A 14,124-nucleotide genomic window follows, 5' to 3' on the forward strand; every position below is an offset into this window, starting at 1 on the left:
AAACCGGCGTGAGTGTAAAGGCGGGGCCGGGCCGTCACAACCGCGACGCCGACCGCGCGTAGCGCAGCGCCGCCGGCGTTCGCGCCCCACATCGCTGCCGGCGCTTGCCCGTGCGACTCGTCGGCGATCGTCAAGTCGGGTAAAATACCGGCCTACGCGCGCAAGAGAAGCCGTCCGGACCGGGCGAATCGCCTTGACCCATGCAGTGAGAAAGGTCAGACGATCCACGCCTCCGGGCCGCGCACCGCAGGCGCCGAAGCCACGCTTCGCGCCCGCCGTGCCAGCGCCACCGGGCCATGCGCCCACCCTCCTCCCGCACTCATATCCAAGGATTCGCCCATGACAGGCTACGATCGCCAGACGATCTCGGACGCAACCGCGAAAATGCTGCTCGAAGTGAAGGCCGTGCACTTCAACGCCGAAAAGCCCTTCATCTTCACTTCCGGCTGGGCGAGCCCGGTCTACATCGACTGCCGCAAGCTGATCTCGTATCCGCGCGTGCGCCGCGGCCTGATGGAAATGGCCGAAGCCACGATCCTGCGCGACGTCGGCTACGAGCAGATCGACGCCGTGGCCGGCGGCGAAACCGCGGGCATCCCGTTCGCGGCATGGCTCTCCGACCGCCTGATGGTGCCCATGCAGTACGTGCGCAAGAAGCCGAAGGGTTTCGGCCGCAATGCACAGATCGAGGGTCTGCTCACCGAAGGCCAGCGCGTGCTGCTCGTCGAAGACCTGACCACCGACAGCCGCAGCAAGATCAACTTCATCAACGCGCTGCGCACGGCCGGCGCGCAGGTGAACCACTGCTTCGTGCTGTTCCACTACAACATCTTCAAGGAAAGCGTCTCGGTCCTGAAGGACATCGACGTCGACCTGCACGCGCTCGCCACGTGGTGGGACGTGCTGCGCGTCGCCAAGGAATCGGGCTACTTCGAAACGAAGACGCTCGACGAAGTCGAGAAATTCCTGCACGCACCGGCCGAGTGGTCGGCTGCGCACGGCGGCGCAACGTCGGCACCGCAGTAAGCGCACGAGCCGCACGCGCGCGAGCGCGAGCGCATGTCAAAAAGGCCATCTGCCTCCTGGGCAGATGGCCTTTTTTACTGGCTGGCGTAGCGGTGTAAAGCGGGTGCGGCTCGTGTGCAGCGCGGCAGGATCAACGCGCCGTTTCTGCCTCGCCGCCCGCTTCGGACACATCGGGCGTATACGAGGAAAGATTGAGCAAGCCATTGCTCTGCGCGTACTGGAAAAGTTCGGAGTCTCGATCGAGTCCGAGCTTGCGCATCGCCGTGTTCTTCTGAGTACTAATTGTCTTAATACTGCGGTTCAGCTTCTCGGATATTTCTTTAATCGTCATGCCCGAAACAAAGAGCCGCACGACTTCGAGTTCCCGCTTTGAGAGAATGACTTCATCGGTTTTCCCGCCGCTATTGATGCGCAATTGATCGAGCGCAGTCTTCACCTGTGGGCTCATATATTCGAGATTGCGGCTCACATGCTGCACCGCGAGGCCGATGTGGCTCAGGTCGTCGGATTTGTGCACCACCGCGAACACGCCGAGTTCGCCGAGGCGTTTGAGCAGCGCGGGATTTTCGAGCATCGTGAGGACGACGATGGGAACGTTCGGGAAGTTGCGTCGCAGGTAGCCGATGAGCGGCAATCCGTCGCCGTACTGGCCGCCCGGCATGGCAAGGTCGGTCACCAGCACGTCGCAGGGACCGGTTTGCAACGCCTTGACGAGTTCGGTGGACTGGCGGGCGCGGCCAACGACCTGGATGCCGGGAAAGTTGAGCAGTGCATGTTCCGCACCAAACAAGATCACCGGATGATCGTCGGCGACTACGACCCTGATTGGTTGCTGCATTAGCCCTCCGTGTAGGCAAACCTGCTTATTTCTCCCGCGCGGCCAGTTCACATTTTGCTTCTTGTTTCCGGCCTCCGACGCGCCAGTTGCCCGAGCAGGAGAAGGTACAACTATAGCGGAATCCTCCTGCACGCTTGCTACGCGCGCAGGCGAAAGCTCGCTCGCTTATACCGCTATATTGGATCAAATTCGGACCAGGGAACAATTCCAAACTTTCCTTCAGGACAACGTGTCCCGAATTTCACAAACATGCAGGAGAACTCGCTGATGCGTACTCCCTATGACTTTGAGCCAGCTTGCATGCGCCGTGCATCCCGCCGTGCATCCCTATGCGCGGCCTTGGCGATGGCCAGTGTTGTGGCGACAACCAGCCTGGCCTGCGCAGGCGAAATATTCACGGTATCGAGCGCCGATTTCAGTGATGGCGGAAAAATCGGACCGCGCCAGGTCTTCAACGACGCGGGCTGCAATGGGCCGAACCAGTCGCCCAGTTTGACCTGGCGCAATGCTCCTGCCGCTACGCGCAGTTTTGCCATTACGATCTTCGATCGCGACGCGCCGGGACGCGGCTGGTGGCACTGGGCCGTCGCGAATATTCCAGCACGCGTGACGAGCCTGCCGGAGAACGCCAGCGCCACGGGCGCGCTGCGCAAGCTCGGCGCGATCGAGGCGCGCAACGACTTCAACATCGACGGCTATGGAGGCCCGTGCCCGCCGCCGGGCAATCCCCATCGCTACGTCGTCACCGTGTACGCGCTGAACGTCGAGACGCTCCCGCTCGCACAAGGCCGCCCGGCAGCGCTGTTCGATCGCGAGATCAGCGGCTCGACGCTCGGAAGCGCACAGATCACCGTCACGTACGGCCGCTGAGCGGCGGCGGTTGCGCCCGGCGAGTGTCTGAGCGCTTACGGGTAAGCCCCGATTTTTTTCCGGATGCGTTCACACGCGCGTCCGCATGACGTCTTAAAATACCGTTCCAGCACCGCCTTGGGTGATGGCGCCCCCCCAATCCCCTGCGTTCAGAGAGACTGAGATGAGCACGAAAGTTTTTGTCGACGGACAGGAAGGCACGACCGGCCTGAAGATTTTTGAATACCTGTCGCCACGCACCGACGTCGAGATCCTGCGTATCGACGATGCGAAGCGCAAGGACGTCGAGGAACGCCGCCGTCTCATCAACGCTTCGGACGTGACGTTCCTGTGCCTGCCCGACGTGGCCTCGCGCGAGTCGGCCTCGCTCGTCGAAAACGATCGCACCGTGTTGATCGACGCGAGCACGGCGTTCCGCACCCAGGCCGACTGGGCCTACGGCCTGCCCGAGCTGACCAAAGCCCAACGCGACAAGGTGCGCCAGTCGAAGCGCATCGCCGTGCCCGGCTGTCACGCATCGGCGTTCATTCTTGCCATGCGTCCGCTCGTCGAAGCAGGCCTCGTTGCGCCGGATTTCGCCGCGCACAGCTACTCGCTCACGGGCTACAGCGGCGGCGGCAAGAAGATGATTGCGGAGTACGAAGCGGGCGGCAACGCGAAGCTCGCGAGCCCGCGCCCGTACGCGCTCGGCCTCACGCACAAGCATTTGCCGGAAATGGCGGTGCACGGCGGCCTGAAGTCGGCGCCGGTGTTCACGCCGATCGTCGGCCCGTTCTACAAGGGCCTCGCGGTCACGACCTATTTTTCGCCGAAGCAGCTCACGCGCGGCGCCAAACCGCAGGACCTGCAGGCGCTCTTCGCCGAGTACTACGCGGGCGAGGCGTTCGTGCGCGTGGCGCCGTTCAACGCCGATGAAAACCTCGACGCCGGCATGTTCGACGTTCAGGCGAACAACGACACGAACCGTGTCGACCTGTTCGTGTTCGGCAACGACGAGCAGTTCGTCACCGTCGCGCGCCTCGACAACCTCGGCAAGGGCGCCTCGGGCGCGGCGATCCAGTGCATGAATCTCGCGATTGGCGCGGCTGAGAATACCGGCCTGCATGCCTGAGGCAGCGAGACTCGCCGCGCAAACAAAAAACCGGCTCGCTGAGCCGGTTTTTTTACGCCCTTCGTCCTCGCCTTGCGCCAATGCAAAACCTGCAGACGAAAAAAAGCCCGCCAATGTTTGGCGGGCTGAATCCATATCAGAGGAGACATGGAGGAGACAAGAAGCAGTATATCGACTAGCGTGATGCAATGCAACATGTAAAGTAGTGCGCACCCTGAATGTTGCGCAGCAACAACACATTCGTCATTGCCCTGTCATCGACAGGATGAACATCAGCTGATCGAGCCCCACAGGCCGCACGAGATGCACGTCGAAGCCCGCCGCAAGCGCCTCGTCGCGGTGGCGCGATTCTCCCCAGCCGGCGAGCGCGATCAGGAGCGGCACGCGCTCGCCGCCGACCGCACGCAATTCCCGCACGATCGCTCCGGGCTCGTCCTGCGCGAGCGAAAGCGCCACGATCGCCACGTCGGGCGCCCCGCGCGCGGCAAGATCGCGTGCCTCGTCGAGCGTGCGGGCCACAGATACGCCGTAGCCGAGATCGGTCAGCAAGGTGCTGAGCCCGTCCAGCGACTTCTCGTCGTTATCGGCGATCAGGATGCGCGTCTCCATCCGCCGTTCTCCTACCCTGAAAATGGCCTCACAGCCGGATCTCCCGTTGGATCCGGTGCGTGCCCTGTCGTCGTCATCGGTTCCCCGTCCCCACATCGCGGGCGGCGCCGTCAACCGGCCGCCATCCATCGAGATGCGTCACATTGTGCTCAGCCGCACGCCGGGTCTTTGTGCGTCACCGCGCGGTCGTCTGAAGATTTTGATCGCAAAACGCCCCCGAACGTTCGCCGCGCCTCATTGCGCCCCTTCATTTCACGCAGACTCGTCAGCCGCGGCCCGCGCGCCGCGCGGCCACCTTTCCGAGCACGGCGAAATCGGCGTCGCCGTCGCCGTGGGCCACGGCTTCGAGCAGGCTGTCGCGCAGCACGCTCGCGAGCGGCATCGGCGTCGCGGCGGCGTCGGCCGCGGCCAGCGCGAGCCGCACGTCCTTCAGGCCGAGGCGCGCCTTGAAGAGCGCGGGTTCGTAGCGCCGCTGCGCGATCATGCCGCCGTAGCCCGCATACACCGGGCCCGGAAACGGGCCGCCCGTCACGACGTCGAGGAAGTCGCGCATCGCGACGCCGTAGCCGTCGAGCAGCGCCGCGGCCTCGCCGAGCGACTCGACGGCCGCAGCCAGCATGAAGTTCGCGGCGAGTTTCATCACGTTCGCCTGCTGCGGCACGGCGCCGACGCGCCACGTTTTCTGGCCGATCACGTCGAACAGCGGCTGCACGCGGTCGATCGCCTCGGCCGCCCCTGCCGCCATGATCGTGAGCTTCGCCGCCTGCGCGGCGTCCGGGCGCCCGAGCACCGGTGCCGCCACGTAGTGCAGGCCACGCCCGGCATGGGCCTGCGCAAGCGCTTCGGCCAGCGCGACGGAAATGGTCGCCATGTTCACGTGCACGAGGCCTTGTGGCGCATGGTCGAGCAGCGTCGCGTCGATGACCTCGCGCAGCGCGGCGTCGTCGGCGAGCATCGAGAGCACGGCGTCGCCGGCAAAGGCCTCGCCCGGCGTGCCGACGATGCGCGCGCCCGCGTCGGCCAGCGCCTGCGCCTTCGCGGCCGTGCGGTTCCACACGCGCACCGAGTGGCCCGCCTTCAGCAGATTGCCGACCATCGCGCCGCCCATTTCGCCAAGACCGATAAATCCGATGTCCATCGCCTGCTCCTTCCATGAAAAACGAGGGGAAACCCGCGGCAAAGGTGCAGTACAGCACAAGACGGGCCACGCTGCAGGCGGGCTCCCGCGCCGCGCGAACGCGCGCGCGCCCAGGCAGCCGGTGCGATACTGCTTTGCATGGTCACCGCCACCTTCCGCTTTTACGAGGAGCTGAACGACTTTCTTGCGCGGCCGCTGCGCCGGCGTGCGTTCAGTTGCGCCTGCGCGCGCAATGCCACGACGAAACACATGATCGAGGCGCTCGGCGTGCCGCATACGGAGGTCGAGCTGATCCTCGTGAATGGCGAATCGGTGGGTTTCGACCATCCGCTCGCAGACGGCGACCGCGTGGCCGTCTACCCGAAGTTCGAGGCGCTCGACATCCGGCCGCTGCTGCGCGTGCGCGACGCACCGCTGCGCGAACTGCGCTTCGTCGCCGACGCGCATCTGGGCGGCCTCGCGCAACTCTTGCGGCTGGCCGGTTTCGATACGCTCTACGACAATCACTTCCCCGACGACGAGATCGAGGCGCTCGCCTCCGCCGAACACCGCATCGTCCTCACGCGCGACCGCGAGTTGCTCAAGCGGCGCAGCATCACGCACGGCTGCTACGTGCGCGCGCTCAAGCCGCGCGCCCAGGTCCACGAGATTTTCGAGCGGCTCGACCTCGCGTCGAGCGCGCGGCCGTTCCGGCTCTGCCTCATGTGCAACGCGCCGCTGCGGCCGATCGAGCGCGCCGCGGTGCGCGAGCGCGTGCCCGCCGGCGTCTACGACCGGCAGACGCGCTTCGTGACCTGCGACGTCTGCCAGCGGGTGTTCTGGGAAGGCTCGCACTGGCAGCGCATGCGCACGCTGATCGACGGCCTCACGCGGCCCACGGACGAAGCGCACGCGGCACATAACGGACACGAGCGCCACAACGGCCATGAGGGGCCGGACCGCGGCGACGGCGCGTAGTGGTATTCACGGGTACTCGATGCGGCTGAAAGACGTCCAGGAGGCCAGTCGCCGCGATGGACGCACGCGGGGGTTTGCGTACAATGCGCGCCACCGCCCAACACCGGAGCACGACATATGGCCATGAAGAAAACCGACCTTGAGAAGAACAAGGCGCTGAAACTGATGCAAGCGACGCACAAGAACGGGCCCGACCGTTTCGGCAAAGGTTCGGCGCAACCGGCGCTGGACCGCCGCGAACAGCGCAAGCTGGACCAGGCGCAAGGGCTCGTGCCCTTCGCATGCAAGCTCAACGCCGATCTCGTCGAGAAGCTGAAGGCGCGCGCCGAGGGTCACCCGGGCGGCGTGAGCGGTCTGCTCACGGAATTGCTGGAAGCCGGCCTCGCACGCGACGCTTCCTGAGCGCTCATCCGCAGCGAACGCGCAAAAAAAAAGCCAGAGCAGATGCTCTGGCTTTTTTACGACTGAAGGGCGCTTTAGTTTGCCTGGCCCTTGTCTGCCGTACCGGCGGCCGATGCGCCTTCCGACACAGCGGCACGCTTGCCGTGGTGCTTGAGTTGCTTGTGCTGCTTCTTGGCCTTTGCGGGCGCGCTGGCTGCCGGTGCGGTTGCTGCGGGAGCCGAAGCGTCTTGTGCGAATGCCGAAGCCGTGACCAGTGCGAACGATGCTGCGATGAGCGAGGCGAGAATCTTTTTCATCTGTTGTTCCCCAAACCTGACAAATAATGACCGGCACGTTGTGAATTAGAACAGCGTGAAACCGCGAAACGATCCGCTTGCCGATCTGGGCGGGCGTTTCGCGCGAAGCAGTATTACGCAGCGTAGGGCGTTTGTCATCCGCTAATGGCCGGGTGTATTTTCCGGGAGACAATTCCCTTTCAATTCGGATACGATCGGCATTTACGCGTCCGTTTTCCGGAAGTTCGTTGTTTTTTCACGTAATACGCTGAATCGGCCTGCCCCGAAAGAATTCGGGCCAGATTACCTCCCGAGTCAGATGCAATCGCGAAAAACTGGGCACCGCGCCCTTGCTCAACAGGACACCAGGCGGGACACCGCGCGCCGCGCGCGCCAACCGTCGAAAACGCTGTCGCGTCCGTTCCCCGCGAAAAGAGATCTCCGCTTGCAATCCGCCTCCCGCCGCCACCTGCGCGCCAATCTGCTGATGCTGACCGCCGCCCTGATCTGGGGCTCGGCGTTCGTCGCCCAGCGCCTGAGCCTCGACGCCATCGGCCCGTTCCTGTTCACCGGCCTGCGCTTCCTGCTGGGCGCCGGCGTCGTTTCGGTCTTTCTGCTCGCACGCCGCCACACCGGCCGGCGCGGCGCCGCAGACAGCGGCAACGCGGCGGCCCCGGCGCTGTTCAACGGCGCGCTGCTGCGCTCGGGCACCGTGCTCGGCCTCGTGCTGGCCGTTGCCATCTCGCTTCAGCAGATCGGGCTCGGCTACACGAAGATCGCCAATGCCGGCTTCATCAGTTCGCTCTATGTCGTGATCGTGCCGATGCTCGGCGTGCTGCTGCGCCATCGCACGGGCATCGGCACATGGCTCGGCGCCGCACTCGCTGCGGTTGGGCTCTACTTCCTCAGCATCAACGAGCACTTCTCGGTGATGTACGGCGACTGGTATCAGCTCGGCTGCGCGCTCGTGATCTCGATCCAGGTCATGCTCGTGGGCCACTACGCGCCACGCCACGATCCGCTCGCGCTTTCGATCGCGCAGTTCGTCGCCTGCGGCGTGGTGTGCCTCGCGATCGGGCTCGCGTGCGAACCGCTGCGCGCGGCCGACATCGTGCGCGCCGCGCCCACCATCCTCTATGGCGGCGCGCTCTCGGTGGGCATCGGTTATACGCTGCAGGTCGTCGCGCAGCGCGACGCCGCGCCCGCGCACGCCGCCGTGATCTTCAGCATGGAAGGCGTGTTCGCCGCGCTCGCGGGCTGGGCCGCACTCGGCGAAACGCTCACGCCGCGCGCACTCGTGGGCTGCGCGCTCATGCTCGCCGGCCTGCTCGCCTGCCAACTGCTGCCGGCCTGGCAAGCGCGCATGCTCGCGAAGCAGCGCGCCGCTGCGCAACCTGCCGAAACGGCGTAAAAACGCGCCATGATTTCCCGGCGTTGATATCGCGCTCCGCACTGTTTCGATAAATGGCGTCGCTCTCGAGCGACGCCATTTTTTTTCGTGTGGATAACGCTGGATTGCGCCGCGCCGAACCAGGTTATCCACGTCCACCTCTGGACAACCTGGGGACGACCTGGCGAACGACCTGTGGACCACTTCTTGATAACCACGCGCCTGGCGTTGCGGCCTGAAAAGTTATCCCAGCCGCTCGCCACGCGTACAAGCTTTGTCCGCATGGCTATCCGTTTTGCATCGGTATGAGCCGTCAGGCAATTTTCGTGTTGTCCACAGTTAATGCCAGGACTTGTTAACTGCTACTACTTATAAATATAAATACTGAAAAGACTATGGGGAAAATCGCGACGCTCGCTGCGCTCGCGTGCTGCGCATTCGCGCAGAGTCATTCCACTCTGGTTTTAATCGCGCGTGAGAACCCCGTCGACGAATCGCGGCAAGCCGAGCAACGCGCGTCGCGCGATCGATCTGCGGATCTCGCTTTTCCTGCCGGAAAAGCACACCGTCTCGCCCACGCTATGCACGCGGCCGCGTTCGATGCACGCCCATGCCAGGCAATGCGTCACGACGGCGCAGGACTCCTCGTCTTCGTCGGCGAACCAGCCGATGCTCGCCAGCGCCACGCTCGCGCGTCCCGCGCTGCGCGCAAGCGCGCCTTCGGCGGCTTCACGCGCCAAGGCTTCGCTAACGAGGCCGTTGTGCTCGATCGTCTGCGCGCTCACGCCAGGCAGCGCCGCAAGCGCGGCTTGCGAATGCGCCACGCAACCGAGATCGAGACAACCCGACGCTCCGCGCTGGTCGGCCAGCATCGCGCCGATCGCACCCGCCGTGCCGGTTTCGACGCTCACGAGCACGAGCGAGCGCGACTTCAGATAACCGACGATCTGCTTCGCAATATTCATGACGGCAACGACTGGATCAGGAAAAAGCCAGTGTCGCATGCAGGCGCAATAAAAAAGGGCGTGCCTCCCGAGGAGGCACGCCCTTGCTCAATGCATCGCGTGAGGAACAGCGTGGGGGCTAGTCGCCCGTCATCATCCGCTCAATCGTCGGCTCGAGATCGAGCAAACCGATGGTCGCGGGCTTGGCCTCGACGACGCCGAAGCATTCCGTGCGCCGTGGCGCCGGATCGACGAGGAAATTGCGCGCGTGATGCCCGCAACGCGCAGGCGGCAGAAGCCGCTCGGGCGGGATCACTTCGAACGCCGTCCCCACGGCGATGAAGAGATCGTCCGGCGTCATGTCGCCCTGAATGCGCCAGAGCGTCTCGTACTCGGGCGCGGCCTCGTTGAAGAACACCACGCCGGGCTTCACGCCCTCCACCTGCCCACACGACGGACAGGCCGCCTGCGGATCGAGCGCGCGGCCGGACACGGGAAACCGATAGTCGCAGTCGGTGCACAGCAGCGAAATCATGTCGCCGTGCAGATGCGTCACCTGGCGCGCGCCGGCCTGCTCGAGCATGTCGTCGATGTTCTGCGTGACGAGATGCACGCGCTCCGTGCCCCAGGCGTCCTGCCATTTCGCGAGCCGTTCGTGGGCGGCGTTCGGGCGCGCGTCGCCGCATTCGGCGATGCGCTGGTTGTAGAAACGGAACACCGCGGGCCGGTTGCGGCGCCACGTGAGGTAATTGCAGACCTCGTCGATGCTCGCGTGGGACCAGATGCCGTCGCCAGTGCGGAACGTCGAAATGCCGCTTTCCGCAGACAGCCCCGCACCGGAAAACACGAACAGGCGGGGGAGTCTGCCGGACTGCCCCGGTTGCCGGGATTGCGCCACGTTTGCCACTTTCGTCTCCTTGATCGAACGGCGACATTATGACCGTCCAGCGGCGTTTCGGCAGAGGTTCGCCATGGCGGACAGGCGCACGGTCCAGACGAGCGCGTTACGCGCCCCCAGAGGCGCCGCAGCGCGTCTGGCCACCCCAGCCCACGCACTGAGCCGCGACAGCCGCCTGAGCGGCCTCTGAGCACCTCCTGCTGCGATCGACCCAATAGACTGGCCCAATAAAAAAGGGATGCCGCAATGGCATCCCCTTTTTCAACCGGCGCGCGCGATCAGCGCGCGAACGACCTCACTCCACCGTCACCGACTTCGCGAGGTTACGCGGCTTGTCCACATCGGTGCCGCGCACGCACGCCGTGTGATACGCGAGCAGTTGCAGCGGCACGACGTGCAGGATCGGCGACAGCAGCCCGTAGTGTTCCGGCATGCGGATCACGTGGATGCCGTCTTCGCTCGTGATGTGCGTATCGGCATCGGCGAACACGTACAGCTGGCCGCCGCGCGCGCGCACTTCCTGCATGTTCGACTTGAGCTTCTCGAGCAGCGCGTCGTTGGGCGCGACCGTCACCACGGGCATCGCCTCGGTCACGAGCGCGAGCGGCCCGTGCTTGAGCTCGCCGGCCGGATACGCCTCGGCGTGGATGTACGAGATTTCCTTGAGCTTGAGCGCGCCTTCGAGCGCGATCGGGTAATGCAGCCCGCGCCCGAGGAACAACGCATTTTCCTTGCGCGCGAACTCTTCGGACCACGCGATGATCTGCGGCTCCAGCGCGAGCACGCCGTTGAGCGCGGCCGGCAGGTGGCGCAGCAGTTTCAGGTAGGCGGTTTCCTGTTCGGCGTTCACATGGCCGCGCAGCTTGCCGAGGGTGACGGCGAGAATGAAGAGGCCGACGAGCTGCGTGGTGAACGCCTTCGTCGACGCCACGCCGATCTCGCGCCCCGCGTGCGTGAGGAACTTGAGCGCGGTGAGCCGCACCATCGCGCTCGTCGCCACGTTGCACACCGCGAGCGTGTGCGCCATGCCGAGCGACTGCGCGTGCTTGAGCGCGGCGAGCGTGTCGGCGGTTTCGCCCGACTGCGAGATCGTCACGACGAGCGCGCGCGGATTCGGCACCGACTCGCGATAGCGGTATTCGCTCGCGATCTCGACATCGGTGCGGATCTTCGCCACCGACTCGAGCCAGTACTTCGCCGTGAGGCCCGCGTAGTAGCTCGTGCCGCACGCGAGAATCAGGATGCTGTCGATGCCCTTGAACACCTCGCCCGCGTTCTCGCCGAAGAGGTCGGGCGTGAAGGCGTCGGTGGCCGGAATCGTGTCGGAGATCGCACGCGGCTGCTCGAAGATTTCCTTCTGCATGTAGTGGCGATACGGGCCGAGATCGACCGCGCCGCCGTACGCGCCATAGGCCTGCACGTCGCGCACTTCACGCGTCACGATATTGCCGGCGCGATCGGCGATGCGCACGCCTTCCAGCGTGATCTCGCACACATCGCCCTCTTCCAGATAGCTGATGTGCTCGGCGCTGCCCGCGATGGCGAGCCCGTCCGACGCGATGAAATTCTCACCCTTGCCATAGCCCACCACGAGCGGCGAACCGGCGCGCGCGCCGACCACCGTATGCGGCTGGCTCTTGTGCACCACGCCGATCGCATACGCGCCCGCGAGCTGCTGCACGGCCGCGCGCACGGCGGCGAACAGGTCGCCCTGATACAGGCTGTGGACCAGATGCGCGATGACTTCGGTGTCGGTCTGCGAAACGAATTCGTAGCCCTTCGCGCGCAGCATTTCACGCAGCGACTCGTAGTTCTCGATGATGCCGTTGTGCACGATCGCGAGCGTGTCGCGCGAGAAGATCGGGTGCGCGTTGTTCACCGTGGGCGCGCCGTGCGTGGCCCAGCGCGTATGCGCGATGCCGGTCACGCCTTCGAAGTGCGCCTCGCGCACCTGCTCGTCGAGTTCGGCCACGCGCGCCACGCTGCGCACGCGCTGCGGGCCGTCGGCCGTCACGACGGCCACGCCGCACGAGTCGTAGCCGCGATATTCGAGCCGCCGCAGTCCTTCGATCAGGACGGGAACGATGTTACGTTGCGCTACCGCGCCGACGATGCCGCACATGGATTCGATCCTTTGCAATGAGAGGCGTGGGCGCCGCGCGCTTGTCGCGCGACAGGCGGCGCCCGCAATTCAACCGTTCAGTTCTTTTTCTTCACCGGCCGAACGTAGCCGGTTTTGGCGATCTGCGTTTTTTCGTTGAGCACGAGCGTGGCTTCCGGCACGTCCTTCCACACCGTCGTGCCCGCCGCGATCGTTACGCCGCGGCCCACGCGCACGGGCGCGACGAGTTGCGTATCCGAACCCACGAACACGTTGTCCTCGATGATCGTGCGGTGCTTGTTCGCGCCGTCGTAATTGCAGGTGATGGTGCCCGCGCCGATGTTCACGCCCGCGCCGACATCCGCATCGCCCACGTAGCTCAGGTGATTCGCCTTCGAGCCCACGCCGATGTTCGCGTTCTTCACCTCGACGAAGTTGCCCACGTGAACTTCATCGGCGAGCTTCGCGCCGGGACGCAGACGCGCGTAAGGCCCAAGCACCGCGTTCGCGCCGACCGTCGCGTTTTCGATATGCGTGTAGGCGTCCACACGCGTACCCGCGCCGATCGACGCGCTGCGAATCACGCAGTTCGGGCCCACGCTCACGTTGTCCGCCAGCGTCACCTCGCCTTCGAATACGCAGTTCACGTCGATGAACACGTCGCGCCCGCAGGTGAGCGAGCCGCGCACGTCGATGCGCGCCGGGTCCGCGAGCGTCACGCCCGCGACGAGCAGCGCTTCGGCCACCGTGCGCTGATGCACGCGCTCGAGTTCGGCGAGCTGCTGCTTGCTGTTCACGCCGAGCGTTTCCCATTCGTCATCGGGCTGCGCGGTCACGGCCGGATGACCGGCGGCGATCGCGGCTTCCACCACGTCGGTGAGGTAGTACTCGCCCTGCGCGTTGTCGTTCTTCAGCGCGGCGAGCCAGCCCGCGAGCGGCGCGGTCGGCGTCACGACGATGCCCGTGTTGATCTCGGCGATCTTGCGCTGCGCTTCGTTCGCGTCCTTCTGCTCGACGATGCGCTCGACCTTGCCCGCCGCGTCGCGCACGATGCGGCCGTAACCGGTCGGGTCGTCGAGCGTGACGGTCAGGATGCCGTAGCCGTTCTCGCCAGCGGTCTCGACGAGACGCCTGAGCGTGGAAGCGCGCGTGAGCGGCACGTCGCCGTAGAGCACGAGCGTGGGCACGTTGGCGTCGAGCAGCGGCAGCGCCTGCGCGAGCGCGTGGCCCGTGCCGAGCTGCTGCGCCTGCAGCGCGAACTGGACATCGGGTGCGCCGACGGCTTCGCGCACGGCTTCGCCGCCATGGCCGGCCACGACGACGAGCCGGGTGGGCGACAGCGTGCGGGCAGTATCGATGACGTGCGAGAGGAGCGGCTTGCCGGCGAGCGGGTGGAGCACTTTCGGCAGCGCGGAGTGCATGCGTTTGCCCATGCCTGCCGCGAGGATCACGATGTTCATTGCATCAGTGACTGGATGAGGAATGAAGCGGCTGATTTTAGCATGCGGGATATCCCCGACACGCCGGCCGGCCGGGCTCTCATGCCCCGAAAAACATTGTTTTAC

14 protein-coding genes are annotated in these 14,124 nt (G+C 65.3%); 6 read left to right on the top strand and 8 right to left on the bottom strand.

The window, feature by feature from the left end; translation table 11 throughout:
• Positions 1–339 precede the first annotated feature (339 nt).
• Positions 340–1,026, top strand: coding sequence for an orotate phosphoribosyltransferase (locus AB4Y35_RS06760; protein WP_028203433.1), 687 nt, complete (start codon positions 340–342; stop codon positions 1,024–1,026).
• Between the two features lie 130 nt (positions 1,027–1,156).
• Here AB4Y35_RS06760 and AB4Y35_RS06765 read toward each other — a convergent pair whose 3' ends face one another.
• Positions 1,157–1,864: a response regulator gene (locus AB4Y35_RS06765; protein WP_368704621.1), complete on the bottom strand. Its 708-nt coding sequence runs from the start codon at positions 1,862–1,864 to the stop codon at positions 1,157–1,159.
• Between the two features lie 345 nt (positions 1,865–2,209).
• Between AB4Y35_RS06765 and AB4Y35_RS06770 the strand changes: the two genes are divergently transcribed.
• Together AB4Y35_RS06770 and argC are read left to right on the top strand one after the other, a co-directional pair.
• On the top strand, positions 2,210–2,734 hold the full coding sequence (locus tag AB4Y35_RS06770; protein WP_368703885.1) for a YbhB/YbcL family Raf kinase inhibitor-like protein: 525 nt from the start codon (positions 2,210–2,212) through the stop codon (positions 2,732–2,734).
• Positions 2,735–2,897: 163 nt separating this feature from the next.
• Positions 2,898–3,845: an N-acetyl-gamma-glutamyl-phosphate reductase gene (gene argC / locus AB4Y35_RS06775; protein ID WP_368703886.1), complete on the top strand. Its 948-nt coding sequence runs from the start codon at positions 2,898–2,900 to the stop codon at positions 3,843–3,845.
• Positions 3,846–4,088: 243 nt separating this feature from the next.
• Here the strand turns inward: argC and AB4Y35_RS06780 are convergent, their stop codons facing one another.
• Both AB4Y35_RS06780 and AB4Y35_RS06785 read right to left on the bottom strand, forming a co-directional pair.
• Positions 4,089–4,454, bottom strand: a complete 366-nt coding sequence (locus tag AB4Y35_RS06780) for a response regulator (protein ID WP_368703887.1) — start codon at positions 4,452–4,454, stop codon at positions 4,089–4,091.
• Between the two features lie 265 nt (positions 4,455–4,719).
• Entirely contained in the window at positions 4,720–5,592 is an 873-nt protein-coding gene (locus AB4Y35_RS06785; RefSeq protein ID WP_368703888.1) for an NAD(P)-dependent oxidoreductase, read from the bottom strand.
• Between the two features lie 138 nt (positions 5,593–5,730).
• Between AB4Y35_RS06785 and AB4Y35_RS06790 the strand changes: the two genes are divergently transcribed.
• Both AB4Y35_RS06790 and AB4Y35_RS06795 read left to right on the top strand, forming a co-directional pair.
• A complete protein-coding gene (locus AB4Y35_RS06790; RefSeq protein ID WP_368703889.1) occupies positions 5,731–6,549 on the top strand; it encodes a Mut7-C RNAse domain-containing protein in 819 nt (272 codons plus the stop codon).
• Positions 6,550–6,666: 117 nt separating this feature from the next.
• Positions 6,667–6,951: a hypothetical protein gene (locus AB4Y35_RS06795; protein WP_368692293.1), complete on the top strand. Its 285-nt coding sequence runs from the start codon at positions 6,667–6,669 to the stop codon at positions 6,949–6,951.
• A 74-nt stretch (positions 6,952–7,025) separates the two neighbouring features.
• Here the strand turns inward: AB4Y35_RS06795 and AB4Y35_RS06800 are convergent, their stop codons facing one another.
• On the bottom strand, positions 7,026–7,247 hold the full coding sequence (locus tag AB4Y35_RS06800; protein WP_028203426.1) for a hypothetical protein: 222 nt from the start codon (positions 7,245–7,247) through the stop codon (positions 7,026–7,028).
• Positions 7,248–7,671: 424 nt separating this feature from the next.
• On the opposite strand from AB4Y35_RS06800, the gene AB4Y35_RS06805 reads away from it, so the two are divergent.
• Positions 7,672–8,637, top strand: coding sequence for a DMT family transporter (locus tag AB4Y35_RS06805; protein WP_368703890.1), 966 nt, complete (start codon positions 7,672–7,674; stop codon positions 8,635–8,637).
• A 443-nt stretch (positions 8,638–9,080) separates the two neighbouring features.
• Here AB4Y35_RS06805 and AB4Y35_RS06810 read toward each other — a convergent pair whose 3' ends face one another.
• The 4 genes from AB4Y35_RS06810 to glmU all read right to left on the bottom strand — a co-directional run bounded on the left by AB4Y35_RS06810 (position 9,081) and on the right by glmU (position 14,019).
• The gene (locus AB4Y35_RS06810; protein WP_368703891.1) at positions 9,081–9,581 is read right to left on the bottom strand and encodes a CinA family protein; all 501 of its coding nucleotides are present in this window, start codon (positions 9,579–9,581) and stop codon (positions 9,081–9,083) included.
• Between the two features lie 118 nt (positions 9,582–9,699).
• On the bottom strand, positions 9,700–10,467 hold the full coding sequence (locus AB4Y35_RS06815) for an NAD-dependent deacetylase (protein ID WP_368703892.1): 768 nt from the start codon (positions 10,465–10,467) through the stop codon (positions 9,700–9,702).
• Positions 10,468–10,753: 286 nt separating this feature from the next.
• A complete protein-coding gene (glmS, locus tag AB4Y35_RS06820; protein WP_368703893.1) occupies positions 10,754–12,580 on the bottom strand; it encodes a glutamine--fructose-6-phosphate transaminase (isomerizing) in 1,827 nt (608 codons plus the stop codon).
• Between the two features lie 77 nt (positions 12,581–12,657).
• Entirely contained in the window at positions 12,658–14,019 is a 1,362-nt protein-coding gene (gene glmU, locus AB4Y35_RS06825; RefSeq protein WP_368703894.1) for a bifunctional UDP-N-acetylglucosamine diphosphorylase/glucosamine-1-phosphate N-acetyltransferase GlmU, read from the bottom strand.
• Between the last annotated feature and the right edge of the window lie 105 nt (positions 14,020–14,124).

The organism is Paraburkholderia sp. EG286A (assembly GCF_040965375.1).
In the GTDB taxonomy this organism is placed as follows: domain Bacteria; phylum Pseudomonadota; class Gammaproteobacteria; order Burkholderiales; family Burkholderiaceae; genus Paraburkholderia.